The sequence below is a fragment of the Cryobacterium sp. M23 genome, from assembly GCF_002929655.1.
GTDB classification, from domain to species: domain Bacteria; phylum Actinomycetota; class Actinomycetes; order Actinomycetales; family Microbacteriaceae; genus Cryobacterium; species Cryobacterium sandaracinum.
Genome location: NZ_PJJV01000069.1, coordinates 1 through 26,643, shown reverse-complemented (window position 1 = coordinate 26,643; position 26,643 = coordinate 1). Strand labels below are relative to the sequence as shown.

The following is a 26,643-nucleotide window of genomic DNA, read 5'->3' as shown; positions in this document are numbered from 1 at the left end:
ACGACTACCCGACTGTCCGGCCTGACGGCCGGCTGATGAAAGACGAGGACACTTGTGACGTCACGATTGAGAATCGCGGTCATCGGAGCCGGCTACTGGGGTCCGAACCTGGCACGCAACTTCGCTGCCAGTGCCGAGTGGGATCTGGTGGCCGTGTGTGATCTCGATCGGGCCCGTGCCCAGGCGGTCGCCGACGGGGTGAGTGGCACTCCCTCCGTGTACACCGACCTCGACGAATTACTCGCCCGGGACGACCTCGACGCCGTCGCAGTCGCGACCCCGGCCGCAACACACCATCGCGTCGTGCTCGCGGCGCTTCGGGCGGGCAAGCACGTCCTGGTCGAGAAGCCACTGGCCGACAGCCGCGAACGGGCCGCGGAGATGGTTGCCGAAGCGGCCCTGAACGGACTCACGCTGATGACGGATCACACGTACTGCTACACGCCCGCCGTCCTGAAGATTCGCGAACTCATTCAGGACGGCGCCCTCGGCGACCTGCTCTTCATCGACTCGGTGCGGATCAACCTGGGCCTGGTCCAGCCGGATGTCGACGTGTTCTGGGACCTCGCTCCGCACGACCTGTCGATCATCGATTTCCTGCTGCCGGGAGGGCTCCGCCCGACGGCCGTGGCGGCGCAGGGGGCTGACCCCCTCGGCGCCGGAAAGGCCTGCATCGGCTACCTGACCATCCCGCTCGCGAACGGGGCTATCGCCCACGTGCACGTCAACTGGCTGAGTCCCACCAAAATCCGCCGGATGGTCATTGGTGGGACCGACCGCACGCTCGTCTGGGACGACCTCAACCCCCAGCAGCGGCTCAGCGTCTACGATCGCGGTGTCGACCTGACCCAGCAGTCCGTCGACGGCATCGATCGCGCCTCGTCGGCGGTGTCCTACCGCCTCGGCGACACCTGGTCGCCTGCGCTGCCCGAGCGGGAGGCTCTCGGGGTCGTGGCCGGCGAATTCGCGGCCAGCATTCGTCAGGGGCGCCCCGCGCGCACAGACGGTGAAGCAGGACTGCGGGTGCTGTCCGTGCTGGAGGCAACGAGCCGCAGCCTGGCGAACGAAGGAAGGATGGCGTCGATCGACCATGACCAGGAGCCTGCCCCCCGGCCCGTGCCGAGCGAGCCCCTCGTGGAGGTACGGCGATGAGCGTGCTCCAGGGAGCAAGTGTGCTCGTCACCGGTGGCGCCGGCACGATCGGATCGACCCTGGTCGACCAGTTGCTCGATGCGGGCGCGACCCAGGTGGACGTACTGGACAACTTCGTGCGCGGTCGCCGAAGCAACCTGACCGCCGCACTGGAATCGGGCCGGGTCACCGTGGTGGAGGGGGACATCCGCGACCGGGACCTTGTGCACGACGTGACCCGCGGCAAGGACCTGGTGTTCCACCAGGCTGCGATCCGCATCACCCAGTGCGCGGAAGAGCCTCGACTCGCGCTCGAAGTGCTGGTCGATGGCACGTTCAACGTGCTCGAGGCAGTGCAGGCGCACTCGGTCGGCAAAATCATCGCGGCCTCCAGCGCGTCGGTGTACGGCATGGCCGAACAGTTCCCGACCGGGGAACGCCACCACCATCACAACAACGACACCTTTTACGGTGCGGCGAAGTCCTTCAACGAGGGGATGTTGCGCAGCTTCCGGGCCATGTACGGCACCGACTACGTGCTGCTCCGCTATTTCAACGTGTACGGACCGCGGATGGATGTGCACGGCCTCTACACCGAGGTTCTGGTGCGGTGGATGGAGCGCATCATGGACGGCAAGCCACCCCTGATCTTCGGCGACGGCAGCCAGACCATGGACTTCGTCTTCACGACCGACATCGCCCGCGCGAACCTGCTGGCCGCGACCAGCGACAGCCGGAAGGGCGTATTCAACGTCGCCAGCGGAACCGAGACGAGCCTGCTCGGCCTGGCCGAGGCCCTGCTGCGCGTCATGGGATCCGATCTCGCGGTCGAGCACGGCCCTGAACGCGCCGTCAACGGCGTGGCCCGGCGCCTCGCTGACACGGGCGCCGCCAGCCGGGAACTCGGCTTCAAGGCCGAGGTCGGCCTGGAGGACGGGCTGAGGCAACTCGTTGATTGGTGGCTGCCGTTACGGGACGAGGTCCGGTCCGAGGCGCTGTCGGCGGTGCGGGCATGAACCGAATCAACGTCATGAAGCCCTGGCTCGGCGCGGAGGAGGTTGCCGCGGTCACCGCCGTGATCGAATCCGGTTGGGTTGCCCAGGGGCCCCGCGTGGCCGCCTTCGAAGAGCAGTTCGCCCGGGCCGTGGAAGCACCCTACGCGGTCGCCACCTCGAACTGCACGACAGCCCTGCACCTGGCCCTGGTCGTCGCGGGCGTCGGCCCCGGTGACGATGTCGTGGTGCCCTCGTTCTCCTTCATCGCCACGGCCAACGCGTCGTCCTATCTAGGAGCACGCGCCGTGTTCGCCGACGTCGACCGGCTCACCGGCAATGTCACGGCGGAGACCATCAGCGCGGCCCTGACCCCCGGCACGAGCGCCGTGATCGTGGTGGACCAGGGTGGAGTCCCGGTTGACCTCGACCCGATCCGCGCGCTCTGCGACCCGCTCGGGATCGTTGTGATCGAGGATGCCGCCTGCGCGGCCGGCTCCCGCTACAAGGGCCGCCCGGTCGGAACCGGCGCTGACCTCACCGCCTGGTCCTTCCATCCGCGCAAGATTCTCACCACCGGCGAGGGCGGAATGCTGACCACCGGGCGGGCGGTCTGGGCTGATCGGGCCCGGCGGCTGCGCGAACACGGTATGAGCGTCTCGGCCGAGGCCCGGCACGCATCCGTGCTCGCACCGGCCGAGGAATACCTCGAAATCGGCTTCAACTACCGCATGACCGACGTGCAGGCCGCGATCGGGATCGTGCAGTTGGGACGCCTGCCCGAGGCGGTGCGGCGGCGGCGGGAACTCGCGTGCGCCTACGCTGAAGCGGTGGCGGAGGTTCCGGGCCTGCGTGCGGTCGCGGACCCCACATGGGGGGAGAGTAACTTCCAGTCCTTCTGGATGGAGGTCGGGCCGGAATACCCACTCGACCGCGACGGGTTGCTCGAGCGCCTGGCTGAGGCCGACATCTCCGCCCGCCGGGGAATCATGGCTGCGCACCGGCAACCGGCCTACCGCGGTCGGGACACCGGGCGGGCCTCCCTCGCCGTGACGGAGCGCCTGGCCGACACCACTCTCATCCTGCCGCTGTACCACCAGCTCGAGGCGAACGACCAGGCGCGCATTATCGACACCCTGCAGCTGGAAGGCGCTCTACGTCATGACTGAGCTCCTGCTGGTGGGCGCGAGCGGGCTCGCCCGGGAAGTCCTCAACCTGCTCCGGAACCGTCCGGAGTACGTCCTCGTCGGTATCCTCGACGACCTCCCCGGGCTGCAGGGCTCGTCCGTCGACGGCGTGCCTATTCTCGGAGGACTCGACCAGATCACGCGTTACCCGGCCGCGCGTATCCTGATCTGCGTCGGTCGCGGCGAGGCGCGGGCCCGGATCTCCGACCGGCTGGCCGGGCTCGGGGTGACCGATTCCCGCTATGCCCGGCTCGTTCACCACAGCGTCGAGGTCCCCGACACCTGCCGGATCGGCGTGGGGAGTATCGTCCTCGCCGGCGTCGTGCTGACCGCCGATGTCGTTCTCGGCCGCCATACCGTGGTGATGCCGACGGTGACGCTGACACACGGCGACCGGGTGGACGACTTTGCCACGCTCTGCGCCGGTGTCTCCCTCGGCGGCAACGTCTCGGTCGGTGCCGGTGCCTACTTGGGCATGAACGCGGCCGTGCGGGAAGGTGTCCGCATCGGCCGGGGGGCGGTGCTGGGCATGGGATCCGCCGTGCTGGAGAACCTGCCCGACCGGGAAACCTGGGTGGGCGTGCCTGCCCGCCGCCTCCGCGCGGCCGCGGACGGCCCGCTCGTTCCCCTGCCCCCCACTTCCGTGCCCGCACCAGAAGCGCCACTTGCTCCGGCACTGGCAACACCTGTCCGCGGAACGCCCGCACTCACTGGAGGAATCGAATGACGACCGTCCCCATGCTCGACTTGTCGCTGCAGCACACGCAGGTGGCCGACGAGATCCGCGCCGGCTTCGATCGGGTGATCGCCAGCTCGAGCTACATCCTCGGCCCTGCCGTCGACGAGTTCGAGGCCGCCTTCGCCGACTATTGTGGCGTCGCTCACGCCATCGGCGTCGGCACGGGTACGGATGCGATCGAGCTGGCCCTGCGCGGGACCGGGATCGGCCCCGGCGACGATGTCATCGTTCCGGCGAACACGTTCGTGGCAACGGCCGAGGCGGTTCTCCGGGCCGGCGCCACCGTGGTCTTCGCGGACTGCGACGAGAATTTCCTGCTCGACCCGGAGGACCTCCGCACCCGGTTGACTTCCCGCACACGGGCGGTCATCGCGGTGCACCTCTACGGACAGACCGCCGCGGTCGACGAGATCCGGGCGGTCGTGGGACCGTCCATCGTGCTGATCGAGGACGCCGCGCAGGCTCAAGGGGCCCGCCATCGCGGCCGCCGCGCAGGTTCCCTCGGCGACGTTGCCGGTACGAGTTTCTACCCCGGTAAGAACCTCGGCGCGTACGGCGATGCCGGCGCCGTGATGACCTCATCGCACGCTATCGCCGAGCGCGTGCGCATGCTGCGCAACCACGGCGGCCTGCAGAAGTACGAACACCTTGAGGTCGGCACGAACTCGCGCCTGGATTCCCTGCAGGCCGTCGTTCTCTCGGCCAAGCTGGCCCGCCTCGAATCCTGGAACGCGGAGCGAAGGAAGCTGGCCGAGCGCTACGACCGTCTGCTTTCCGGGCTGCCGCTGGTGACCTGCCCCCGCACGGTCCCCGGCAACGAACACGTCTTCCACCAGTATGTGGTGCGGGTGCCCGAGCGGGACCGTGTTCTGGCCGAGCTGAACGCGCACGGAATCGGCGCCGGCATCCACTACCCGCTGCCGGTGCCGCTGCTTCCCGCGTTCGCCGGCCCCGTTCCGGCGAGGGGGCGTTTCCCCGTCGCCGAGCGTTTGGCGACCGAAATCCTTTCCCTGCCGATCTATCCGGGGCTGGAGCCCGAGCAGCAGTACTACGTCGCCGAGCAGCTCGCCCTCTCGATCGGGCGCACGCCGGCCGTGGTGACCGGCATCCGCGCAGCCGGGTGAAGATTGTGACGGGAGGACAGGGCGTCAGGACGGTGCGCGAGGCTCCGGGAGCCTCGCGGGCGCTGTTCTGGAGCTTCTCGAACACTGCCGTGTCGCGCCTGGGTACCCTCGGAATCGGCATCGTCCTGGCGCGCGTCCTCGGCCCGGAGGAGTTCGGCACGTATGCCGTGGCCTTCGTCGCCCTGATGGCGATCCTGAGCTTTAACGAGCTCGGCGTGAGCCTGGCGATCGTGCGGTGGCCTGGCGACCCGCGCGAAATTGCGCCGACGGTCACCACGATCTCCATCGTCAGCAGCGCAGTCGTCTGCATCGGGGGCTACGCTCTTGCGCCCTGGTTCTCCGCCGTGATGGGCGACCCGGACGCCACCGATGTCGTGCGGCTGCTCGTCCTGAGCGTGCTGGTGAACGGAGTGGTCGCGACCCCGGCCGCTCTGCTCCAGCGGGAGTTCCGGCAGGGGACCAGAATGATCATCGACCAGGTGAATGTCTGGGTCGGCGCGGTGCTATCGGTCACCCTGGCTCTGCTGGGCTGGGGTGCGATGAGCCTGGCCGTCGGCCGCATCGCGGGAACCGTTCTCTCCGGCGTGCTGTTCCTCGTGTTCTCGCCGCTGCCGTACCGCCTCGGTTTCGACCGCCGTCACGTCAATGCGCTGCTGTCGTTCGGGCTGCCCCTCGCCGGTGCCAGCCTGATCGTCTTCTTCGTCAGTTACGCCGATCAACTGGTCGCCGGCCGATACCTCGGGGCCACCATGCTCGGTTTCTACGTGCTGGCGTTCAACCTGGCCAGCTGGCCGGTCAGCATGTTCTCCCAGCCGCTGCGCAGTGTGGCGCCCGCTGCCTTCTCCAGGCTCCAACATGACACGGCGCAGATGAATACCGCGTTCCGGTCTACCCTGCGCGTCCTCGCCGCCGCCGCGCTACCCGTCTGCTTCTTCCTCGCAGGCGCCTCAGACCCCGTGATCCGCTTCGTGTACGGCGACGTCTGGGCGCCCGCGGCGACCGCTCTCACCTGGCTGGCACTGTTGGCGGCTTTCCGGATCATCTTCGAACTGGCCTACGACTTCCTCGTCGTGTTGAGGAAATCCGGGTCGCTGTTCCAAATCCAGATCTGGTGGCTGGCCGCGCTCGTGCCGGCGCTCATCGGCGGAGCCCTCTGGGGCGGGCTGGGCGGCATCGGCCTCGCCCAGGTGGTGGTGGCCGCGTCAATCGTCCTGCCGCTCTACCTCTGGCGCCTGAAGAAGACCGGGATACTGATCCGACACGTGGCCCAGCCGATCGGACTTCCCCTCGCGGGCGGACTCCTGGTCCTGGTTGCGGGGCTCCTGGCCGGAACAGCCATTGAGAACCCGTTCCTGGCCGCGCTGCCCTCCGGGCTGCTCGCGCTGGCAGTGATGGGGCTGCTCCTCCATCGGGAACGGGATACCCTCCGTTCGCTCCGGGGCCTGGGCACAGTGCCGGCCGATGCCGGGGTCGGCGGTGGGGCCCAGTGAGAATCCTCGTCTACCCGCACGACCTGGGGCTCGGCGGCAGCCAGCTCAACGCGATCGAGATTGCGGCCGCCGTTCAGGCGCTCGGCCACAGCGTCGTCATCTTCGGTCGGCCCGGTGCCCTGATTGACCGGATCGAGGATCTAGGACTCGAATTCGTCGAGTCCCCGCGACCGGGGAAGCGACCTTCACTCGGCGTCGTGGCGGCGCTGACGAACCTGATCGATGAGCGGGAAATCGACATTCTGCACGGGTACGAATGGCCGCCGGCACTCGAGACGGTACTGGCGTCACGTCGACGCCCGGCAGCCCGGTCCTTTGTCACCGTGATGTCGATGTCCGTGCCGCCGTTCATCCCGCGCACCGTTCCTCTAGTGGTCGGCACGGCCGAGATCGCGGCTGCGGAACGGTCGAACGGGCGCCGCAGGGTGAGCGTGCTCGAACCTCCGGTCGATGTGTCCTTCAACCGTGCTGACCTGGACGTGGGACTTGCCGACTTCCGTCGCCGCTGGCATCTCGACGGAGGGAAGATGACGGTCGTGTCGGTGACCAGGTTCGCCCACGAGCTCAAACTCGAGGGAACCCTCGCGGCCATGGACGCCGTCGCGCGCGTCAATCGGGACATCCCGACGCGGCTCGTGCTGGTCGGTGACGGTCCGGCCCGGGGCGAGGTGGAGGCGAAGGCCCGGTTCATCAACGCCCAGGCAGGGGAGGGCACAATCGTGCTGACCGGCCAGATCTCAGATCCCCGGCCGGCCTACGCAGCAGCGGATGTCTCACTCGGTATGGGAGGATCGGCCCTCCGGGCCCTGGCCTTCGCGAAACCACTGGTCGTGCAGGGCGAACAGGGGTTCTGGCGCCTCCTGGCCCCCGATTCGGTCCAGGGCTTCCTTTGGACAGGCTGGTACGGGGTAGGTCGCTCCTCCGAGGACGGAGCGGACACCCTTGCCGGCATCCTCCGCGAGGTCCTCAGTGATGGACGCCTGCGTCGGTCCCTCGGCTCGTTCGGCCGCGACGTCGTCGAGGATCGATTCTCCGTGACTCGGGCCGCTGGGTTGCAGGTGGAGCACTACAGCGCCGCGCTGGCCGAGGCCCCGGGTTCCCTGTCCACCCTCGTCGGCGACGCGGCCGCATTCGCCCGCTATGCCCGGTACTACGCGGGAAAACGCGTCCGGCGCGCGCTGGGCCGGGAGCAGGCCGACGATTTCAATGCCCGACCCGTCTCCGGGTCCACCCAGGTCCTGCGCCGCAGCCGGACGGGGGTGTCATGACGGGCGAGCCTGGTGCCGTCGTCTACATCGCCGGCAGCCGCTGGGAGGGCGTGGCGGGCACCGACTGCCGGCTGGTGACTGCCTTGGGTACCCGCGTCCCGGCGCTCTGGGTTGACCCTCCTTTCTCTGTGCTGACGCGTACGCGCGGCGGCGGAGTGGAATTGAACCGGGCCGGACGGTCGTCGGTGGCGCCCGGGGTCACTCGGCTGCAGGTCCTCGCGCCGCCCGGGGCGTCCCGTCCGGGAATCAGGCACGTGACCGCGCGGGTGGTCGCCCGGGGCATTCAGTCGGCCCTCGCCGCGAGCGGCGCGTTGGCAGCGGTGATCGTCCTTGCGTCTCCGCTGGCCCGGTTCCCCCGCGGCGTCGCTGGGTTGCGGATGTTATACGTCACCGATGACTGGCCGGCTGGAGCAGCCATGATGGGCCTGCCGGCCGCGCGGGTGTGGTCGGTCCTGGCCCGCAACGTGCGTGACGCGGACGTCGTCGCGGCCGTCTCTCCCGATCTGGCCGCGACATTGGAACGGGACTACGGGGTCTCAGTGCATGTGCTGCCCAATGGCTGTGAACCGAATCGGGCGCTCGCGCCGGAACCCGACACGGCACGGGCGGGACTCGTGGGCCAGCTCAACGAGCGCTTGGATGTCGGGATCCTGGAGGCCGTGAGGGCCGGTGGCACGCCACTGGACATCGTCGGCCCGCGCATGGACCGGGATACCGTTACCCGGCGTGAACTGGATCGTCTCCTCGCCGCGGACGGTGTGACCTGGCACGGAGCGGTTTCGTTCGAGGAGCTGCCCGCCCGAATGGCGCGGATGGGTGTGGGGCTGACGCCCTACGCCGACACCGCCTTCAACCGCGCCAGCTTCCCGCTCAAAATTCTCGAGTATCTGGCCGCCGGACTTCCTGTCGTCTCCACAGATCTTCCCGCGGTGCGTTGGCTCGATACCGACCTGATCACCATCGGCCGCGACCCGGAGGAGTTCGCGCGCCAGGTCCGGGAGCTTCTCGGGCGCCCTATCGACCCTGCTGAACGCGACCGGAGGATTGCCTTCGCGGTGGGGCACACCTGGCGCGCCCGTGCCGACCAGCTGCTGGCCCTCGTCACCAACTTATCGGCAGCGTCCGATATCCTCCTCTGAATCCGACCGTTGCCGACGCTGGACTGTCGCGCCGCCCCTAGCCTGGCTGCGACAATGCGTCCGCTTCGGTCGGGGGAAGGCCACTGGCCCGATTGCGGATGGCCAGACGCCAGTACGCCCCACACAGCCCCAGCATGAGGAAGAGCGTGCCTCCGGCCATGCGGAATGAGAACGCGTCGAACAACGCCGTGAGGACGGCCCCGGCGAGCACCGAAGCCGCCAGGGCAGGGCCGAGCTGGCGCGTGAGGGCATCTGGCGGCCAGCGACGGGCAGTGATGGCGACGACAATCCCGGTGACGAGCAGACTGACCAGGGCGAGCAGACCCAGGGTGCCGAGTTCGACAACGGTCAGAAGATACTGGTTGTCGAGGATCCGGTACTCCCGGGTGTAGGTGCCGAAGCCCCGCCCCAGGATTGGACTGCGGCTGAATATTTCATTCACGTCCTCATAGCCGCTTGAACGGGAGGTGATGCTCGGGTCGCTTCCGGTATTGAGGAACAGGCCCCGTAAGGTGCCGAGCATACCGGGGACGGTCAGGTAGAGCAGGGCCAGCCCCGCTGCGGAGGCGACGGCCACCCGGATCCGGACTTGCCGCGACCAGAACGGTAGGAGCGAGACGATGCCCAGCGCCAGGCCCAGCCAGCCCGAACGGGACCCGGAGACCGCCAGCGCCGCGATGATGACGAGAGCGGGCAGCCAGCGATGCCAGCGTGAACGGGTGGTGTCCGTCAGGGCGAACGTCAGCGCGATCGGCAGGATCATCGACAGAACCGCGGCGTACTCGAGCGGGCTCATCGCCGTGGCAGCGGCGCGGGCGAATCCGTTCCTGTCCTGTACGGCGGAGAAGTCCTGGGAAACGCTCAGCCCGGGAATGCTGATTGACGAGACGAAGGACTGGCCCGTTGCGAACTGGACGAGGCCCAGGGCCGCGAGCAAGGCGCCAGCCACGACGAGTCGATGGAGCAGGATGCGGAGCCGCGCCATGTTCGGAATGAGATCGGTGGCAACGAGCAGGATGCTGGCGAGGGCGAACAGGCGGATCAGGCCGAGATCGGCGCCGCTGACTTCTGAGCTCGACAGCGGGCGGAGCATCGCGACTATGTAACTCGCCAAGACCGCGCCCACAAACAGGGTCAGCGCTAACCGCACGGGTTGCGTCGCGAGGTCCACCACCGGTTCCCGCCGCGCCAACTGGTACCAGCACCACCAGAGGCCCGCGGCCAGCGCGAAGAGAGCGGAGGGGGATCCTGCGCCACCGAGTCCCCCGATCGTCCGATCGGAGGGGATGACATAGAGCAGCGCCAGAAACGCGGTGAGAACGGTCACCGCGTCCTGGCGGGGAAGCCGCGCCATCCGGACGACGATCGACGGCGGGACCTTCGAGGTGGGATCCGGCATGGTCAACCCCGGGCGCGACGCACCGTGGCAGGGGTGCGTGGGGTTCGGGCCGCAATGGCAGATTTAGCAGTCCTGGCCGGCTTGGTCTTGGCCGGCGGCGTCGTGGCAAGGGAAGAGGCGCTCGACGATGCGGCCGGTGATTGATCCGGGGGAGCGGCCGGTGTTTCGGCCGGTTTCGGTGCGGTTTGGTCGCCGGCGTGTGTGCCGCGACCGCGACCGGGACGCGAGCGGCGCGATCGCAGAAGACCGTCGATGAGGCCCGTCAGCAGGATCGTGAGGGTGACCCCGGCCGCGGTGAGGACCCCCAGGGCCTGCGTTCGGAGTTTCGCATCCACGGTGGCCGCTGTGTCCACGGACAAAGTCATGACCGTGATCCGGGAATCGACTGGCACACCAAGATCGGTCTGCAGGTCGGACAGGGCCGTCGGAACGGCCTCAAGTACTGCCGCGGTCAGGTTACGCGCGCCGGCCTGGGTCGACGCGGTCGAGGTGATGAGCATGATCGGCCCGCTTGTGGTCGTGTCCGCGATGGCCTCGTACGTAGCCTCGGGGTGGGCGTCCTCGAGCCGCTCACGCTCGGCATCCGCATCGAGTGAGCGGGTCAGCACGTCGAGGGCCTGGCCCAGACCTCCGAGATAGAGGTAGGGATTGCCGTCGGGCTCCGTAGAGATTTTCGGCGGAAGGAGGACCATGCTCGCTCGGGACTCGTACGTAACCGGGATGGTCTGGAAGGCGACCCCGGCCAGGCCTGCGGTGAGAAGAAGCCCAAACAGCACGAGATACCACCTGCGGAGCAGGCTACGTATCAGGTCGCGCAAGTACATTGATGACCTTTCACTTTGTTGACCAGGGATAACACTGAGGTCGGATGGACGTGATGTCAGTGGGCAGCCGGCGGTCTCCAGGTGGCGACCCGATGTTTCGCCCTGTCCCAGCCGTCCTTCCCGAGGATTGCCCGTCCCATGCGCTTGACCGCAGCTCGGAACCAGTCCCGGATGCCGCGGAGCGGCTGGGCGACCAGCCGGTCACGGAGCACGGCGGCAGGTTGTGGGTTCGGGATATCGTCGAGCAGCCCGAGGAACAGTTCCCGGTAGGGGCCCGGAGCGCTGAGGCGCCCGTGGACCTTGTTGCTCACATTGGTTCCATGCACGACCTGGAGCCACCCCGGGCGGCCGGCGAGCTCCCTGACAGGGAGATGCCGGGGGAGCAGATCGTGCCAGTCGAGCCAACACGTGCGGGGCTCGGCCGTCCAGCTCTCACGGACCGAACAGAATGCGTTGTGCCGGTCGAAGCGGAGGAACAGCCCCGCCGGGCTCATGATCAGCCCCCGGGTGAGGTAGAGCGCCGTCGGCGCGGAAGGCGCCTGCCCGGACTGCAGGCGGTTGACGAAATCGATAGCGAGTCCGTCATCGTTGTCGAGGTTAGTGGTGATGAGTTCGGACCGGGGCGTGCCCACCACACTGCGGAGGTCCGAGATCAGCTCGGAGTGGTTGAATGATGGCCGGAACAGAGGTACGAACGTTCCCGCGGCCCGGTATTCCTCGATCCGCTCCAGCAGCCATGACGGACTCTCCGGGTCGAAATAGATCACCCAGGTGAAGTTTTCGTTCGTCTGAGCCCGCACGGATGGAACACAGTAACGCTCGAAAAGTTCCATTCGCGTGCGCAGCCAGCCCTCTTGGGCGCGCACGACGCTTTCGACGCCCACGCTGGGTAGGTTGAACCGGGTCAGGAGGACATGGTCGATGGTGCTGGGCATGCGTATCCTTTCGGTTCACGTTTGCGCACTGCTTGAGGTCAGTTGTACGCGATCCTGGACGGGCCGCCAAGGGGTCGAGTTGCCCCCGAACGGGTGTCCTCCTAGATGGCGAGGCGGTAGATGTGGTACGAGTACTCGTGCTCGAAGGTGTCGCTGAAAGTTCCGTCAGCGGCGACCGGGAGGGTGCGATCTTCCCCGATGACCTCGACGGATGTCCCGACGAGGCCGGTCGGCAGGGTGAAGGTGCGCTCGCCGGGGTTGGACGTCCCGTCCACCATCGCGAAGATATAGGCAGACCCGCTGTCGGCCTTCAACATCGTGTCGAGTCCGGCCCCGAAGCTGTGTGCGTACGACTGGGTGTTGAGCGCCCGCGCCAGAGAGTGGATCCTGTGGTTCACGGCCTGCGCCGCTGCCACCTGGGGAGCCCCGCAGAAGTCTTCCTCCATCTGCGACTGGCGGAAGAGGCTTCCTCCCTGGCAGGGGCCGGTGAAGCTCTGGTTGAAATACACGATGCCACGCGCCTCGTTGATGACTGAGCTCATGACCGCGCCCTCGAGCTGGCCCGCCGTGATGCTGGCCACGAACGGACCCTCTCCGGGGCCCCCGTTCAGATTCTCCACGAACTGCCACAGCGGTTGCAGCACACCGTCCGAGGCATCCCGTTGGCGCAGCATGTCCATCGTTTGGCCGTAGGACGACGCCGTGCGGCAATTGTCCTTACTAATCGGGTTCAGGTAGGCCTCGCCGCGGTAGATCGACCAATCACAGAACGGAATCGTATACCAGTACATGTCAACCGACACCGCGTCGGTGTAATCGTTGACGTAAGCCTGGTGATCGGCCGTGGTCCCATCCGTGCTGATGACCGTCTGGGTGAAGTTGGCGTAATTGAAGCGTCCGTTGCCGGCAACCTCTTCGCTGCGCTCCTGCAGGTGGGCGCGGCCATCCTCCGGTGTGAACCGGCCGTCGACCTCGTCATCGAGGAAGTTCCCAACCCAGTTGGTGCTCGCTTCCGTGAACGTTCCGTTCAGCTTGGTGCCGATCCAGAAAATTTCGTTGTCCTCGAACAGCTTGTAGTCGGTTCCCTCCCACATGCCTATATAAGTGTTGATGCCCAGGTCCTTGTCGTACTGGGCTTCGGCATCGTTGGAGACACCGTTGTACCAGACCACAATCGGGAAGAAGTCGGGGTTGTCCCAGCCGGCCGCAGCCGCGGCGCTGAATTGGTTCCAATACTCGGGTCCGCCTTCCCAGGGGATGCGCGGCAGGTCGAGTGTTGTCGGCCTGGGTGCCGAGGTCACGGCAGGCGGCGGCGGTGCGGAGGGCGCGGACCTCTCCGATGAGGTGTTGCTCGGCTGGGAGGGGTTCGCGAGCATCAAGACGAGGGCAGAGACGAGGCCCGCTCCTGCCACGACCGCAATAATGGCTGCCGACCGAGCCGTACGCGCCTTCATCGTCCCGCCCTTCCTGATCGGGGTGGCCTTGCCCCGATCCGCAATTGCCCAGTACTATAACCAGCCCCGGCCCACTCCGCAGGAGAGGCAAGATGACCGCCAGGCAGCTGATCCGTGTGCTCATTCGGCGCTGGTACGTGGTGCTCGCGTGCATGCTGCTGACCGTGGGAGCCCTCAACCTGGCCACCAGCGTGAACGGCGTCTATTGGACACAGGTCGACGCCGTGCTGCTGCCGCCCAACAGCACGAATTCCATCGAGTACCAGAACGCCAGCCTCGTTCATTTCGCGGCGATCATCGAAAGAGAACTGAACGGCGGATCCGACACGGCAAAGAAGTCCGCGTCGAGAGCGCCGCTGTATGGCACCGGTGTGCGCAACGGGTACAAAATCACTCTGCCGAATTCGGGGGGACAGTGGAGCTCCAACTTCAATCGAGCAGTCCTGGCCGTTGAAGTGGTCGGCTCGAGTCCGGAGCGCGTCGACCAAATGCGTGTCGAGGTCCTGGCCCGTATCAACGATCTGATTCGGAACAAACAGCAGAGCCTCGGTGCTGCACCGCGGGATTTGATCACGGTTCTCGAATCCCCGGCGCAACCGGTCATCCGTTACGCCGAGGGCAACCAGAGGCGGGCCAGTGCTGCAGTCGGCATCATGGGCGCGGGAATCGCCATTGCCGCGAGCCGGCTGGTCGATGGCGCTCTCAATCTTCGGCGCCGCCGTCATCGGGCGCCCGCACGGGTCGCCGAGCCGGCTCCGGTCTGATCGCTCATCGACTTGAATCGTCTCTCTCCCATTTCTTCCGGCGGCTCCTCGCCGCTGCCACACGGCCCGTGCCCGTGAGCGCTGCATAAGTCAGTGCATCCCACGCGCTTGCCGGGCCGCGAACGGACCATGCCAGTTCACGCATGCTGCGCACGGTGGTCGAACTGGAACTCGACTCGATCGTGCCTCGGTGCTGCCGGGTCAGGACGGCGATCAGTCCACGGATGCTGCGCGGCGTCCGGACTCGTACCGGTACCGTGTCCAGGGTGGTCTTTTCCTCCGAGGTGAAGATCGTGTCGACGAAAAGGTCATCCGCGGTGAGTGCGGGGAAGGCGCCGAACCGTTCATGTCCGGCGGCATTCACGGCATACACTCCGGCACCCCAGAGCGCGGAGTGCATCGACGGCATACGACCGCGAGCGCGATAGTAGGCCCGTACCAGTGGCGAGGCCCCGGTCGTGTCATACCGGAAGGCCGGGCGAGCGGCGAGAAGGTTTCCCGACGACAGGGTGGAGAACACGGCGTGCACGGCATCGGTCGTGATCTCGATATCGGCGTCCAGATAGATCCGCGGCCACGCGCTGGCTTCGCCATCACCCGCGTTGAGCGCGGCAGTCTTGGAGGACTCCGTGATCTCCACGACTCGAACGTCCGGGAAAGTGCGGGCGATCGAGGCGGTTGCGTCGGTGCAGCCGTTACAGCTCACGATGATCTCCGCTTCGTTCCTTTCAGCCAACGGGGCGAGGGCGCGCAGGGTACGTCCGATCACCGCGGCCTCGTTGTGAGCCGGGATGATGATCGAGCCGGCTGGGTGCCCTGACGGAACGGAGGTGGGGGCCGTGCGGGTTGAATGCGGGAGCCGCCGCCATTGGTCCGGATGGGTCAGGATGCCCAGTGTGGCGCGGTTGACGGCCACCCTACTGCGCAGCAATTCGTGCAGGATCACCGTGGAATGGAAGGCCGCGGCATAAAGGGCCGAACGGTGCTTTCGGATGTAACGCACCCGGTTGACGGTGAGAAGCGCATCCAACACGGGAGAAGCCCCCGAGCCGCCCTGGGCGTGGATCATGGTGGCTTCGGGTTCGTACCAGATCGTGGCGCCCGCGTCCCGGATCCTCCGCAGGTAGTCCGTCTCCTCGGAGTAGAGGAAGAACCGCTCGTCCCACGCACCGATCATCTCCGCGATATCCCGGCGGAAAAGCAGGGCGGCTCCGGTTGCCCAGTCGACACGATGCGCGTGCTGGTAGCTTTCCGGGTCAGTATCGAACTCGGACAGCCAGCCCGGACGGTGATTGTCGCGCCGCCCGAAGAGGGCATCGCCGAGAGCCCTGGTCACAGTGGGCTCACGCCGGATCGAATGGTAGGTGGTGCGATCCGCATTGAGAAGGCGGGGTACGATCGCGCCCGCTCCCGTGAGGCTCATCCGGTTCAGCATGGTGTGCAGCGCCCCGCGCTCCACGGTCAAGTCTGCGTTCAGCACCAGGACCGCGTCGGTGGCGCCCGCGTGCGCTCGAGCAGCGTTCACCCCGCCGGCGTAGCCGAGATTGCCGCCGGTGTCCACCGTTATCACACCGGACTCGGCTCCCAGCAGGGCCTTCGTTCCGTCGGTGGAGTCGTTGTCGGCGACGATCACCCGAAGGCGGAGATCGAGGCATTCTCGCCGGAGACTGGCCAGCAGGCGGCCGACGTGGTCGGCACTGTTGTAGGTGACTACGATGACGGCGATATCCGCGTACTCATCGGCCGCGCTGAATCGGCCCTCCGGCGCCGCGGATGGCGACGGTAAGGCCTTCGGGGGTGCGGTAACGGAGGGGATGGCGTCTGCTTCACGCGTACGTCGCACTGCCAGATATGCGGGCGGGTCCTCCACGAGGTAGCGCGAGGCTAGCCTCCTCGGTTCCAGGGCCAGGCGCCAGGTCCACTCGAGGCCGTGGCGTGCGACCCAGTCCGGTGCGCGGCTGACGCGCCTGGCGAGGAAATCGACGACGGCCCCGAAGGCGAGTAGCACCTGGGCTCCGGTCTCGGCGCCGTGCCTCGCAATCCAGAGTTCCTGACGAGGTTTGCCGAGTGCGACCACGAGCAGGTCGGTGCGGGCGGCCGCAACTTCGTGGGCGAGCGCTATGGAGCGCTCCGGGTCGCCGAGATCGTCGCGGGACGGCGTCCAGAAGCCCGAGATCAGGAGCGAAGGATGTTCCCGCGCGAGTTGCGTGCGGAGTTGCTCGTGCGTACTCTCGGCGCCGCCGAAGAAGCCGATCCGAGTTCCGTCGCGCTCGGCGCGGGCGATGATCGGACCGATCAGATCGCTGCCCGCCAGCCGGGGCCAGCTGTGACCGGTCAGGCGCCGGGCCTGCGTGGCCAACGGCGCACCATCGACCAGATTCAGCCATTCGAGCTGAGGCGGCTCCCCTCTGCTGCCTGCTCGTTCGAGCGTGCCGATCCACCGTGAGCCGGCGCCGAAATGGTGGATGTGGTCCAGGTTCACGGAGGCAACGGCGAGTGCTACTCTGCTGCGGGTGGTCGCGCGGGAGGCGATGTACTCCACCGCGTCGTTGAACTCCCGCAGGTCGACGGGGGCGCCGCCCAGTGAGATCCGGGTCGCGCTTATCGTCATGCGCGCACCGTGAAACGGGGGCAGGCAGTCGGCCGGGGCCGAGCGCTCAGAGGGCCTGGGCGGTGCTGGCGGTGAGGGAACATGGGTAACCCTTCTGGTTGACGTGCTAACCGGCCGAGCCGAAAACAGCGAAGACCGTGTACTCCGATCCCTGCCGTGTCGCCGTAACTGTGAGGGTGATCGCGTCGGCACCGCGAGCGAATGACACTGCGGTCGAGCCGCCCACCGAGGCGGACGAGCTGCCGGCGAGGCCCAGCTTCCCGAAGGCTGTCTGGTAGAACGTGACCACGTCCTGGGTGCTGTCCGGGGTCGTCGCATCCAGTCCGGCCTGCACGATACCGTCGCTGGAGGAGACGGATGTGGTTCCGAGGACCGATTTCGGGGCGACGGGAATGGCACTCGGGAATCCAGGGACCATTGATCCGTTCGCTGTGGCGGATTCGGGTGGCGAACCGGTGAGGAGGGGTTTGATCGGTTCGGAGGGAGGTAAAATGCTGATGTCATCCGTGCCTGGGATGGGAGCCTGCGTCGGCCAGCCGGACCCGCGGTCAGTGGGGCTGAGGCTGGGGGCCGGGTCTGGGTCTGGGTTCGGGTCCGGGTCCGCTGAGCCTTTCGGCGTGAGCGGTTCGCTCGTGGAGGGAGCGGAGGTGTCGCCCGGTGTCGCTGCCCCGGACGCTGATGGCGTGACGGGACCCTGTGTCTGGGCGCCGGAGGACGCGGTTTCGCCGGGGCTGTTGAACGCGACAGCGGCGCCAACGGCGACGACAGCGATGGCAAGCGCGGAGGCGGCGATCACATGTTTTCGCGTCATGGAAAAGCTCCGTCTGTGACGCGAGGCTGCGGAGTGATATCGGCCAGGGAGCTCTCGGCGTGTTTGCCCAGGGTGGTCAGGTGGAGTCGTGTCCCGTCCTCGTCTTCCATGAACTCGTCCCCCGTAGCCGGGCAGGCGAATCGATGGTCTCCCTCGTCGTGCAGACGAACGCCGTTGCGGCCGACCCAGCCGATGCGGCGCGCGGGAACCCCGGCCACCAGCGCGAACTCGGGTACGTCTTTGGTCACGACGGCACCAGCGGCAACCATCGCCCAGCGGCCAATCGTGACGGGGGCGACGCAGACGGAGCGGGCACCGATGGACGCGCCTGTTCGCACGGTCACGCCAACCATCTCCCAGTCTTCCGACTTCTTCCTCGTCCCGTCGATGTTCGTGGCCCGAGGAGAGACGTCATTCGTGAAGACCGCTGCGGGGCCGACAAAGACGCCGTCCTCTAGCAGGGCCGGCTCGTACACGAGCGCGTAGTTCTGCACCTTGCAGTTCTTGCCGAGGATGACGCCGGGCCCGATGTAAGCGCCGCGCCCGAGGATGCAGCCCGGGCCGAGCCGGGCATACTCTCGAACCTGGGCCAGATGCCAGACCTGGCTTCCCTCCCCGATCACAGCGCACGGGTCGACGTCGGCCGTTTGTGCGATGTCCATCAGTAGGCTCCAACCGGGTTGACGACGACACGGAAGGTTCGCCAGAGGATGATGAGGTCGCCCGTGAGTGACCAGTTCTCGACGTAGTACAGATCGAGCCGCACACTCTCCTCCCAGCTGAGGTCGGAGCGTCCGCTGATCTGCCAGAGTCCGGTGAGGCCGGGTTTGATGTAGAGGCGACGGTGAACATGCGTGTCGTATCCGCGAACCTCGGCGGGTAGCGGCGGTCGAGGACCGACGAGGCTCATGTCTCCGACCAAGACGTTCCACAACTGGGGTAGCTCGTCGAGGGAATACTTGCGGATGACCCGTCCGACCCGGGAGACCCGGGGGTCATTCCGCATCTTGAACAGGAGTCCGGAGCCCTCGTTGCGTTCGCGGAGGAGACCGAGCCTTGCTTCTGCGTCACTCGACATCGAGCGGAACTTGAGTATCCGGAAGGTGTGTCCGTTGCGTCCGACGCGCTCCTGCAGAAACAGAACGGGACCTGACGTGTCGAGCTTGATGAGCGCTGCGATCACGGCCAGCAGGGGGAGCAACATGAGAAGCGCGAAGGCGGACACGATGACATCCACGCTGCGCTTGAGGACGTACTTTCCGCCTTGGAAGTGGGGTATTTCAACGTGGATCAGGGGGAGACCCTCGACGGGGCGAAAGTGAATGCGAGGGCCTGCGACATCCGTCAGTCGGCTAGAGAGAACGAGCTCGGCGGAAGTGCCCTCCAGTTCCCACCCGAGGTTGCGCACGTAGTGGCTTCCACCGCTAGGGTGGCCAGCCACGATGACGGTGTCGATCCCCATCGCAATGGTGGCTCGGGCGATCCGGGCGAAGTCGGCGACGATCGGAACTTTGTGCTTGCCCGCCGAAATGGTACCGCCCACCCCCGCGGTGTCCAGGGCCGCGCCGACGATGCAGTACGCGGCCCCGGAGTGCTGGTCCATCTGGCCGATCACGTACTCGATGTCGTCGCGGTTGCCGACGACGATGGCTCGGGACAGGTAGTGGCCGAATCGCCGTTGGTTCAACAGCCATTTGCGCCAGAGCCAGCGAGCGAGCGTGAGTGCGGTGAGGCCGAGGGGAAGGGCGAGGAGGAAGTAGGCGCGCGCCGCGTCGATGTCGAGCAAGAGAAAAGCGATGGCCAGCAGGCCGAAGGTGACGACACTGGCGCTGATGACGTGTTTGTACTCGGTGGCGCCGACACCGATGATGCGCGAATCCCTGGTGTGGAAGATTCCCAGGGTGACGATCCAGGTGGTCATGACGACGAGGGGCACCGTCCAGGAATCGATGGGCAGGGGTGCCCGGACAAAGTCCAGCGCACCGAGGTGGGCGAGCAACGCAAACGTGACGACGGACACGATGATGCTGATGTCGGTGATCTGGAGTTTCCTCCGGTAACGCTGGGCCCAAATTCGGCCTGCCGACGGCGAATCCATCGTGAGCGGCGAGTTAGCACCAATCGCCGCGGGGACAGCACGGAGCCTCGAAGACCGCCTTAGGGGCAGGCTGCCCGCCGCCATCGACTCTGGCCACGGGCTGCTCATCTTTCACTCACCTTGATTGCGGGTGCGTGCAGAACGGCGGGGTGCGGCGGGGTGCGGGGGGTCCGGTAGGAGCGGGACGGGGTGGTGCGGAGTCGCCACAAGGCGACACGCGTCAGGTTGGTGTTCACAGTCATTCCCTGCAGTTCGGGTTTACAGGTCAGTGCGGGCAGTGCCAGGTGCTCTCGGTAACGCCGGGTTAACATCGGTCCTGCCGGACTATGGCGGGTATGTCCATTGACCGGAAGATCCAGCAACATGATGAATCCTCAGGTGCCGGTGAAGGGAATATACTCCGATTTCGATTCCGATGCCGGTTGCGGTTACCGCTCCCGGGCCGGCGTCATCCGACGGGGACCGGGACCGGTGGATCCGTTCGACGGGTCTGTTCACGACTCCGGCATCTGAGCTATCCTCCTTGTGAAATAGCCCGTCAATAAAAACAACGCATTCGCGAAGCGGCCGGGCACCCAGGAGGGCCACCATGGCGCGAGCGTCAGTAACCGTCATCGGCGGCGGCATACTGGGGCTCGCCGTGGCGGAACGGCTCTCTCGGAGCGGCACCAATGTCACGCTGCTCGAAAAAGAGAGCACGTGGTCAGCTCACCAAACGGGACACAATTCAGGGGTGATCCATGCCGGCCCTTACTACGCGCCGGGATCGCTCAAGGCAACCCTGTGCACCGCCGGTAACCGGTCGATGGTCGAGTTCGCGAGGGAGCACGGCGTCCCCCATGAACTCTGCGGGAAACTCATTGTCGCCGTCACCAAGGAGGAGATTCCCCGGTTGGAGCACCTGTACCAGCGCGCGATGGCCAATGGGGTCCCGGCGCGCATCGTGTCGGAGGAAGAAGCCCGGGAATTCGAGCCCAATGTCAGTGCGCTGCGGGCACTGCGGGTCGAGTCGACCGGAATCATCGACTACTCCCAAGTCGGCAGCGCATTCGCGCAACTGGCCGCTGGCCGGGGTGCCGAACTCATCCGAGGCGCACGGGTCGAGCGTATCGACGCGACGAGTGCAGGCGTTGTCGTGGACTACGGAACCGGCCACGTGGCATCCGATTTTCTTATCAACTGCGCCGGTCTACAGGCTGACCGTATCGCCGCCCTTGCCGGCGTCGCTCCGTCCGTGCGGATCGTGCCGTTCCGGGGCGAATACTACGAACTCGTACCGGAGAAGCGAGGTCTGGTGAATGGCCTCGTCTACCCCGTACCAGACCCGTCGCTGCCCTTCCTCGGCGTGCACCTGACCCGAATGATGGATGGCTCCGTACATGCGGGCCCGAACGCCGTGCTGGCTCTGGCGAGAGAGGGGTACGACTGGAAAACGATCGACCTGCGCGATGCCTTCGACTCGATCGGCTATCCGGGGTTCCTACGAATGGCGGGCCGAAACGTGGGAACTGGCGCACGCGAGGTCGCCCGATCGCTCTCCAAGGGACTATTCGCTCGCAGTCTGGCGAAGCTGGTACCCACCATCGAAAGAAACGACATCGTGCGCGCCGGCGCCGGTGTGCGCGCCCAGGCGGTGCGTCGGGATGGCACCCTGGCAGATGATTTCGTGATCCAGCGGGCAGCCAACCAGGTGCATGTCCTCAACGCACCGTCACCCGCAGCGACGAGCGCGCTCGAGATTGCCCGATACATTGTGGACATCGCGGGACTTGGCCGCTGACTCGGCTCAGTCCAGCGTGAGCCGCTCTCTCGGGTCAGGTGAATTTCTCATTGCTGACCGGGTAGCTTTTTCTCATGACATTCAACGACAACGCGAACATCGGCGGCGGCCGGGTCAGCAAAAGGGGCCGCACCGCGGGAATCGCAGTGGGCGGCGGCGTGGGTGCGATCGCCCTCTTTCTGCTCTCACAGCTCCTGGGTGTCGACCTGAGCGGCCTGGCCGGCGGCGGCACGCAGCCCGTCGACAGCGGCAGCGTGTCGAATCTGTCCGAGTGCACGACCGGCGCCCAGGCGAACGAAGACGTCGACTGCCGGATCAAGGGCGCGGCGGCGTCCCTCGACGTATTCTGGGCTGAGGAACTGCCCGCCCGCGGAGCCGAATACCAGCGGCCGCCGGTTGCGCTGTTCACCGACAGCGTCGGAACCGGGTGCGGCGGGGCCACCAGCGCCACCGGGCCGTTCTACTGCCCGCCGGATGCGACCATCTACATCGACACCGCGTTCTTCGGCCACCTGCGCACCCGCTTTGGCTCGTCGGGCGGCCCGCTCGCCGAAATGTACGTCGTGGCGCACGAATGGGGCCACCACATCCAGAATCTCGATGGAACCCTCGCGGCCTCCCAGGATGGACAGACCGGGGACGGCTCCAACGCGGTGCGCGTCGAACTTATGGCCGATTGTTTCGCCGGCGCCTGGGCCGGGGCCGCCTCCGACACCCGCGACACCGGCGGAGTGCCCTTCCTGAAGCCCATCACCCCGGCACAGATTCAAGATGCGCTCAGTGCGGCATCCGCGATCGGCGACGACCGCATCCAGGAGTCCATGCAGGGCCAGGTCAACCCGGAGGCCTGGACCCACGGCTCCAGCAAACAGCGCCAGCGGTGGTTCCAGACCGGCTTCGACGACGGCGCCGGTAGCTGCGACACGTTCGCGCCGGCCGACGCGGTGCTGTAGGGCGGGCGAGTCAGTTGCGCGTGAGCATGCCGTCGTGTTCGATGTAATCTTCGCCGGTGACCGGACACACGAAGCGGTTGTCTCCCTCGGCCCGCAGGGGCAGGCCGCTGCGCCCGACCCAGCCGGTGCGCCGAGCCGGCACGCCGACCACCAGGGCGTAATCGGGGACATTCTCGGTGACGACCGCACCGGCTGCCACCATGGCCCACCGTCCGATCGTGAGCGGGGCGATGCAGACCGCGTGGGCGCCGATCGACGCGCCGGTACGCACGGTCACCCCCACGAGGTCGCGGTCGTCGGTGGCCCTGAGCGTTCCGTCGGGATTCACGGCCCGAGGATGCGTGTCATTGGTGAAGACCGCCGCGGCGCCCACGAAAACCCCGTCCTCCAATAGGGAAGGCTCGTAGATGACCGCGTAGTCCTGGATCGTACAGTGCCGCCCAACCACGACGCCGGGTCCGATATAGGCGCCGCGGGCGAGAACGCACTCGGGGCCCAACCGCGCGTATTCGCGCACCTGCACCAGCGGGCGGATCGTGCAACCGGGGCCGATGATGGCGCTTGGATCGATCTCGGCCGACGCCGCGACTCCCATCACGGCCCCTCGGGCGGCAGGAAAAGGGTCGGGTGCGCCGCGAGGGGGCGGAGGAATCGACGATAAAGAAGCGTATTCACGGTGATTCCCTGCAGTTCGGGTTACAGGTCGAAGAAGTGCTGCCGCGGTGGTTGCCGCGTGCGCCGCTGCCGGGAATCCTCGCACGACATCTGCGAACAATCTGACGTTTTCTCAGCGTGTCACAGCACGGAATGTACCCCCGTTCGGACGCGAGCTACTAGNGGGGGGGGGGGGGGGGGGGGGGGGCTTGATTCGGGAGATGAACGCGCTGCGAGCCGGAGTCTTCCCCGGGCGGCCTACGGATACCGGGCTGCGAGGCAAAAAAAAGAAGGCCACCCCAGTAGAAGCCTGGGAATGACCTTCAGTGGCCCCGACCGGCGTCGATCCGGTGACCTTTCGATTTTCAGTCGAACGCTCTACCAACTGAGCTACAGGGCCAGAAGTGGCTTCGAGAAGCCGCTCCAAGGAAAAAAACCCTCTCTTTCGAAAGGGCCTGTTGCCTGTGCGACCCTGACCGGACTTGAACCGGCGACCTCCGCCGTGACAGGGCGGCGCGCTAACCAACTGCGCTACAGGGCCTCGTAAGAAGAACTAACGAGAGTCGAACTTTGTCTAGCTGTTTTCGTACTTCCTTATTCTTGCACATCCCAGACCTGCAGGATGCGTAGCCCCAACGGGATTCGAACCCGTGTTAACGCCGTGAAAGGGCGCCGTCCTAGGCCGCTAAACGATGGGGCCGAGACGCCATAAACCTCATGGCTTCCGACGCATAAGCATACGGTCTACCGCCCGGGAATCTCAAATCGAGAGCAAAAAGTGTTCCTTCCGGGGGTGTCGCAGGCATTGAGCCCGTGAATTTCCCAGGTTTCGCTTGACGGGCCGCTAGATTCAAGGGGGGTGTTTTGCCCAATTGTTGTTACTGCGAGCCGGTCTCAAGCAGTAGCAGATGTGTGTAACGAGCCCGATCGGGGAGTAATGAAGCGCACGACAGTTCCCTTCAGCCGGGAAGCACGAGCGGGAAAGGGGGGTGACGGATCCGCGGGCAGCAGGCGCAGTCGCCGCCACCGTGTCAGCCTGGCGACCGGTTTCGTCGCTGCGCTCTCCCTCTTTGTTTCCCTCATCGGTCCGGCCGGCCCGGCCCAGGCCATCGACTATCCAACGTGGCAGGACGTGCAGAACGCCAAGTCCAACACGGCCGCCGCCTCGGCGCAGGTCAGCCAGATCCAGGGTCTGATCGCCGACCTGCAGACCCAGGTGGCGCAGACCCAAGCCGAATCCGAGGCCCGCGGAGCGGAACTGCAGGCGGCGCAAGAGAAGTTCGACGAGGCCAGCCGGCGCGCCGCCGACCTCGAGGCGCAGTCCGCCGCGAGCTCCGCGGTGGCGGCGACCGCGACTCGCCAGGCCGGCCAACTTGCCGCCCAGCTCTACCGCACCGGCGGCACCGACCTGAGCGTGAACCTCTTTCTCGACGGCGAGGGGCGCGGCGAAGACGCCGATGCGCTCCTGTCCAAGCTCGGCAGCATGAGTAAGCTCGTCGAACGCAGCAGCAGCGTCTACGAGCAGGCGCAGACCGCCACCAACGTGGCCGAGTCTCTGGGCGACCAGGCCAAGGTCGCCCAAGCCGAGCGCGAGAAGCTCCGCATCGCGGCCGAGGAAGCGCTCGTCGCCGCGCAGGCCGCCGCGCAGGCGGCCGCCAATGCCCTGGCCGAGTCGGAGGCGAAGAGAGTCGAACTCGACGCCCAGCTGGCGTTCATGCAGGATGCGCAGGCCACTACGTCGGCCGGCTACGAGGCCGGCGTGGTCGAGCGGGCGCGACTGGCCGCCATCGAAGCGGAACGGGTGCGCGTCGAGCGCGCCGCGGCCAGCGCGCGGGCGGCCGCAGCGGCCGCAGCTGCAGCGGCCGCGAGGCCGAGCAGCGGGGGAGGCTCGTCCAGCAGCTCCGGCAGCTCCGGCGGCTCAGTCGGCGGCGGTGGCTGGGCGGTTCCATCCGGCGGGCGCATCACGGACGGCTACGGCCCGCGTGCGCAGATCTGCGGCAACGAGGGCTGCAGCAAGGGCTTCCACAGCGGCACGGACCTCGGCGCCGGCTGCGGCTCGGGAATCTACGCGGCCAGCAGCGGCACCGTCGTCTACGCCGGTCTCTACGGAACCTACGGCAACTTCGTTTTGATCCAGCACGCCAACGGCATCTCCACCGGGTATGCCCACATCCGCTCGGGCGGCATCTTCGTCTCCAACGGCGAGAGCGTCTCCGCGGGGGAGAACATCGCCAGCGTTGGGGAGACCGGTGCGGCCAGCGGCTGCCACCTCCACTTCGAGGTGCGCACCAACGGCAGCCAGATCAACCCGGTTCCGTTCATGTCGGACCGGGGCGCGTCCCTTGGCTAGGGACACCGACCGGCGGGGGTGGCGCAAGAAGCCCTCCCGTCTGTTCGCGGCGGTCGCCCTCGGAGCTGTCTCGGCATCCGTGGGCGTCGCGGCGCCGGCGGCGTTCGCCGTGCCCGGCTACCCCAGCTGGGACGACGTGGCGAAGGCCAAGCTCAGCGAGGCCACCAAGCAGGCCGAGATCGAATCGATCACCGAGCTGATCCAGGGCCTGCAGATCTCGGCGGCGGCGGCCACCAAAGCCTCGCTGATCGCGGCGGAGGCCTACCGGGTCGCTCTGGACGACCTCGGAGCGGCCACGGCCCGTGAAGCGAGCCTGGCGAAGCAGGCCCAGACGGCGGAGGCCCGTGCCGCGACCTCGAAGCTGCGGGCTGGCCTGATCGCAGCCCACCTGGCGAAGACCGGCGCCCAGGATCTGTCGCTGAGCCTGTTTCTCAACGGCGACAACTCCGATGAGTTGCTTGGACGGCTCGGCACCGCGAGCAAGCTGAGTGAGCAGTCGGACACGATCTACCGCGAAGCACTGCAGGATAAGAACACCTCCGAGTCGCTCGGGGAGCAGGCGGCATCCGCTGCCGAGGAACGCACCCGGCTCAGCGCGGAATCGCTGGCCAGGTACGAGGCGGCGAATGTGGCCGCGCAGGCCGCCGAGACGGCCTACGAGACCGAGCAGCGGCGCTCCACCGAGCTGTTCGCGCAGCTGGCCCTGTTGAAGGACACCACGGCCGAGGCCGAACGCGCCTACCGAGCCGGTCAAGATGCCGAGGCGGCGACGGCGGCCCTCGCCCGGGCGCAGGCGGCGGCCGCCCAAAAGACCGCAGCCGACGCCCAGAAGGCCGCGGGCGGCAAGAGCACGCCCCGGCAGCCGGCGGCCCAGCCCGCGCCCCAGCCCGCAGCACAGCAGCCCGCGTCACGGCCGGTCACCCCGGCCCAGGCGGCCCAG

General features: G+C 67.1%; 22 protein-coding genes and 3 tRNA genes. 13 read left to right on the top strand and 12 right to left on the bottom strand.

The genetic code is table 11. The features are described 5' to 3' along the window. Window positions 1–54: 54 nt before the first annotated feature. From CXY82_RS08430 to CXY82_RS08395, 8 genes are read left to right on the top strand one after another with little or no spacing between them, the layout of a single operon-like run. Window positions 55–1,152, top strand: coding sequence for a Gfo/Idh/MocA family protein (locus CXY82_RS08430; protein WP_104170524.1), 1,098 nt, complete (start codon window positions 55–57; stop codon window positions 1,150–1,152). Continuing rightward, window positions 1,149–2,147, top strand: a complete 999-nt coding sequence (locus CXY82_RS08425; protein ID WP_104170523.1) for an NAD-dependent epimerase/dehydratase family protein — start codon at window positions 1,149–1,151, stop codon at window positions 2,145–2,147. The genes CXY82_RS08430 and CXY82_RS08425 overlap by 4 nt, the downstream gene beginning before the upstream one ends. Then, window positions 2,144–3,292 carry a DegT/DnrJ/EryC1/StrS aminotransferase family protein gene (locus CXY82_RS08420; RefSeq protein ID WP_104170522.1) on the top strand — a complete coding sequence of 383 codons (1,149 nt, stop codon included), beginning with the start codon at window positions 2,144–2,146 and terminating at the stop codon, window positions 3,290–3,292. Before CXY82_RS08425 ends, CXY82_RS08420 begins: the two co-directional genes overlap by 4 nt. After that, window positions 3,285–4,037: a NeuD/PglB/VioB family sugar acetyltransferase gene (locus CXY82_RS08415; protein ID WP_104170521.1), complete on the top strand. Its 753-nt coding sequence runs from the start codon at window positions 3,285–3,287 to the stop codon at window positions 4,035–4,037. Before CXY82_RS08420 ends, CXY82_RS08415 begins: the two co-directional genes overlap by 8 nt. After that, the gene (locus CXY82_RS08410) at window positions 4,034–5,173 is read left to right on the top strand and encodes a DegT/DnrJ/EryC1/StrS aminotransferase family protein (protein ID WP_104170520.1); all 1,140 of its coding nucleotides are present in this window, start codon (window positions 4,034–4,036) and stop codon (window positions 5,171–5,173) included. The genes CXY82_RS08415 and CXY82_RS08410 overlap by 4 nt, the downstream gene beginning before the upstream one ends. 5 nt (window positions 5,174–5,178) lie before the next feature. Continuing rightward, a complete protein-coding gene (locus CXY82_RS08405) occupies window positions 5,179–6,663 on the top strand; it encodes an oligosaccharide flippase family protein (RefSeq protein WP_104170560.1) in 1,485 nt (494 codons plus the stop codon). After that, window positions 6,660–7,931, top strand: coding sequence for a glycosyltransferase (locus tag CXY82_RS08400; protein WP_104170519.1), 1,272 nt, complete (start codon window positions 6,660–6,662; stop codon window positions 7,929–7,931). The genes CXY82_RS08405 and CXY82_RS08400 overlap by 4 nt, the downstream gene beginning before the upstream one ends. Further along, window positions 7,928–9,070 (top strand): glycosyltransferase, encoded by a 1,143-nt coding sequence (locus CXY82_RS08395; RefSeq protein WP_104170518.1) that lies wholly within the window; start codon window positions 7,928–7,930, stop codon window positions 9,068–9,070. Before CXY82_RS08400 ends, CXY82_RS08395 begins: the two co-directional genes overlap by 4 nt. A 37-nt stretch (window positions 9,071–9,107) precedes the next feature. Here the strand turns inward: CXY82_RS08395 and CXY82_RS08390 are convergent, their stop codons facing one another. The 4 genes from CXY82_RS08390 to CXY82_RS08375 all read right to left on the bottom strand — a co-directional run bounded on the left by CXY82_RS08390 (window position 9,108) and on the right by CXY82_RS08375 (window position 13,682). Next, window positions 9,108–10,469, bottom strand: a complete 1,362-nt coding sequence (locus CXY82_RS08390; RefSeq protein ID WP_104170517.1) for an O-antigen ligase — start codon at window positions 10,467–10,469, stop codon at window positions 9,108–9,110. 2 nt (window positions 10,470–10,471) lie between these two features. Continuing rightward, the gene (locus CXY82_RS08385; protein WP_104170516.1) at window positions 10,472–11,293 is read right to left on the bottom strand and encodes a hypothetical protein; all 822 of its coding nucleotides are present in this window, start codon (window positions 11,291–11,293) and stop codon (window positions 10,472–10,474) included. Window positions 11,294–11,349: 56 nt separating this feature from the next. Beyond that, window positions 11,350–12,228: a glycosyltransferase gene (locus tag CXY82_RS08380; RefSeq protein WP_104170515.1), complete on the bottom strand. Its 879-nt coding sequence runs from the start codon at window positions 12,226–12,228 to the stop codon at window positions 11,350–11,352. Window positions 12,229–12,329: 101 nt separating this feature from the next. Then, on the bottom strand, window positions 12,330–13,682 hold the full coding sequence (locus CXY82_RS08375; protein ID WP_146069078.1) for a hypothetical protein: 1,353 nt from the start codon (window positions 13,680–13,682) through the stop codon (window positions 12,330–12,332). 92 nt (window positions 13,683–13,774) lie between these two features. Between CXY82_RS08375 and CXY82_RS08370 the strand changes: the two genes are divergently transcribed. After that, complete coding sequence (locus CXY82_RS08370; protein ID WP_104170513.1) at window positions 13,775–14,446, top strand: hypothetical protein; 672 nt, start codon at window positions 13,775–13,777, stop codon at window positions 14,444–14,446. Between the two features lie 4 nt (window positions 14,447–14,450). Here the strand turns inward: CXY82_RS08370 and CXY82_RS08365 are convergent, their stop codons facing one another. The 4 genes from CXY82_RS08365 to CXY82_RS08355 form a co-directional block, all read right to left on the bottom strand. Next, window positions 14,451–17,057, bottom strand: a complete 2,607-nt coding sequence (locus CXY82_RS08365) for a WecB/TagA/CpsF family glycosyltransferase (protein ID WP_158252142.1) — start codon at window positions 17,055–17,057, stop codon at window positions 14,451–14,453. A gap of 106 nt (window positions 17,058–17,163) precedes the next feature. Continuing rightward, window positions 17,164–17,868: a hypothetical protein gene (locus tag CXY82_RS17270; RefSeq protein ID WP_158252141.1), complete on the bottom strand. Its 705-nt coding sequence runs from the start codon at window positions 17,866–17,868 to the stop codon at window positions 17,164–17,166. After that, the gene (locus CXY82_RS08360) at window positions 17,865–18,530 is read right to left on the bottom strand and encodes an acyltransferase (RefSeq protein ID WP_104170511.1); all 666 of its coding nucleotides are present in this window, start codon (window positions 18,528–18,530) and stop codon (window positions 17,865–17,867) included. The genes CXY82_RS17270 and CXY82_RS08360 overlap by 4 nt, the downstream gene beginning before the upstream one ends. Then, window positions 18,530–19,966, bottom strand: a complete 1,437-nt coding sequence (locus tag CXY82_RS08355) for a sugar transferase (protein WP_104170510.1) — start codon at window positions 19,964–19,966, stop codon at window positions 18,530–18,532. The genes CXY82_RS08360 and CXY82_RS08355 overlap by 1 nt, the downstream gene beginning before the upstream one ends. Window positions 19,967–20,555: 589 nt before the next feature. On the opposite strand from CXY82_RS08355, the gene lhgO reads away from it, so the two are divergent. Beyond that, window positions 20,556–21,746 carry an L-2-hydroxyglutarate oxidase gene (gene lhgO / locus CXY82_RS08350; protein ID WP_104170509.1) on the top strand — a complete coding sequence of 397 codons (1,191 nt, stop codon included), beginning with the start codon at window positions 20,556–20,558 and terminating at the stop codon, window positions 21,744–21,746. Window positions 21,747–21,820: 74 nt separating this feature from the next. Beyond that, window positions 21,821–22,699, top strand: coding sequence for a neutral zinc metallopeptidase (locus CXY82_RS08345; RefSeq protein ID WP_104170508.1), 879 nt, complete (start codon window positions 21,821–21,823; stop codon window positions 22,697–22,699). 10 nt (window positions 22,700–22,709) lie between these two features. On the opposite strand, the gene CXY82_RS08340 is transcribed toward CXY82_RS08345, so the two are convergent. From CXY82_RS08340 to CXY82_RS08325, 4 genes are all read right to left on the bottom strand, one after another. Next, window positions 22,710–23,294: an acyltransferase gene (locus tag CXY82_RS08340; RefSeq protein ID WP_104170507.1), complete on the bottom strand. Its 585-nt coding sequence runs from the start codon at window positions 23,292–23,294 to the stop codon at window positions 22,710–22,712. Between the two features lie 386 nt (window positions 23,295–23,680). Next, window positions 23,681–23,753 (bottom strand) — tRNA-Phe (locus CXY82_RS08335). Between the two features lie 67 nt (window positions 23,754–23,820). After that, window positions 23,821–23,894: transfer RNA gene (locus CXY82_RS08330), tRNA-Asp, on the bottom strand. Window positions 23,895–23,980: 86 nt separating this feature from the next. After that, window positions 23,981–24,053 (bottom strand) — tRNA-Glu (locus CXY82_RS08325). Between the two features lie 237 nt (window positions 24,054–24,290). On the opposite strand from CXY82_RS08325, the gene CXY82_RS08320 reads away from it, so the two are divergent. Next, window positions 24,291–25,703 (top strand): M23 family metallopeptidase, encoded by a 1,413-nt coding sequence (locus CXY82_RS08320; protein ID WP_104170506.1) that lies wholly within the window; start codon window positions 24,291–24,293, stop codon window positions 25,701–25,703. Beyond that, the coding region (locus CXY82_RS08315) for an NlpC/P60 family protein (RefSeq protein ID WP_146069077.1) at window positions 25,696–26,643 on the top strand (948 nt) is incomplete at its 3' end. The genes CXY82_RS08320 and CXY82_RS08315, both read left to right, overlap by 8 nt.

What these genes read in the sequence shown, in the direction of transcription:
- CXY82_RS08425 (WP_104170523.1), top strand. Translation starts at nt 1,149, where the DNA reads ATGAGCGTGCTCCAGGGAGCAAGTGTGCTCGTCACCGGTGGCGCCGGC.
- CXY82_RS08420 (WP_104170522.1), top strand. Translation starts at nt 2,144, where the DNA reads ATGAACCGAATCAACGTCATGAAGCCCTGGCTCGGCGCGGAGGAGGTT.
- CXY82_RS08415 (WP_104170521.1), top strand. Translation starts at nt 3,285, where the DNA reads ATGACTGAGCTCCTGCTGGTGGGCGCGAGCGGGCTCGCCCGGGAAGTC.
- CXY82_RS08410 (WP_104170520.1), top strand. Translation starts at nt 4,034, where the DNA reads ATGACGACCGTCCCCATGCTCGACTTGTCGCTGCAGCACACGCAGGTG.
- CXY82_RS08395 (WP_104170518.1), top strand. Translation starts at nt 7,928, where the DNA reads ATGACGGGCGAGCCTGGTGCCGTCGTCTACATCGCCGGCAGCCGCTGG.
- CXY82_RS08390 (WP_104170517.1), bottom strand. Translation starts at nt 10,469, where the DNA reads ATGCCGGATCCCACCTCGAAGGTCCCGCCGTCGATCGTCGTCCGGATG.
- CXY82_RS08385 (WP_104170516.1), bottom strand. Translation starts at nt 11,293, where the DNA reads ATGTACTTGCGCGACCTGATACGTAGCCTGCTCCGCAGGTGGTATCTC.
- CXY82_RS08380 (WP_104170515.1), bottom strand. Translation starts at nt 12,228, where the DNA reads ATGCCCAGCACCATCGACCATGTCCTCCTGACCCGGTTCAACCTACCC.
- CXY82_RS08375 (WP_146069078.1), bottom strand. Translation starts at nt 13,682, where the DNA reads ATGAAGGCGCGTACGGCTCGGTCGGCAGCCATTATTGCGGTCGTGGCA.
- CXY82_RS08370 (WP_104170513.1), top strand. Translation starts at nt 13,775, where the DNA reads ATGACCGCCAGGCAGCTGATCCGTGTGCTCATTCGGCGCTGGTACGTG.
- CXY82_RS08365 (WP_158252142.1), bottom strand. Translation starts at nt 17,057, where the DNA reads ATGACGATAAGCGCGACCCGGATCTCACTGGGCGGCGCCCCCGTCGAC.
- CXY82_RS17270 (WP_158252141.1), bottom strand. Translation starts at nt 17,868, where the DNA reads ATGACGCGAAAACATGTGATCGCCGCCTCCGCGCTTGCCATCGCTGTC.
- CXY82_RS08360 (WP_104170511.1), bottom strand. Translation starts at nt 18,530, where the DNA reads ATGGACATCGCACAAACGGCCGACGTCGACCCGTGCGCTGTGATCGGG.
- CXY82_RS08355 (WP_104170510.1), bottom strand. Translation starts at nt 19,966, where the DNA reads ATGGATTCGCCGTCGGCAGGCCGAATTTGGGCCCAGCGTTACCGGAGG.
- lhgO (WP_104170509.1), top strand. Translation starts at nt 20,556, where the DNA reads ATGGCGCGAGCGTCAGTAACCGTCATCGGCGGCGGCATACTGGGGCTC.
- CXY82_RS08345 (WP_104170508.1), top strand. Translation starts at nt 21,821, where the DNA reads ATGACATTCAACGACAACGCGAACATCGGCGGCGGCCGGGTCAGCAAA.
- CXY82_RS08340 (WP_104170507.1), bottom strand. Translation starts at nt 23,294, where the DNA reads ATGGGAGTCGCGGCGTCGGCCGAGATCGATCCAAGCGCCATCATCGGC.
- CXY82_RS08320 (WP_104170506.1), top strand. Translation starts at nt 24,291, where the DNA reads ATGAAGCGCACGACAGTTCCCTTCAGCCGGGAAGCACGAGCGGGAAAG.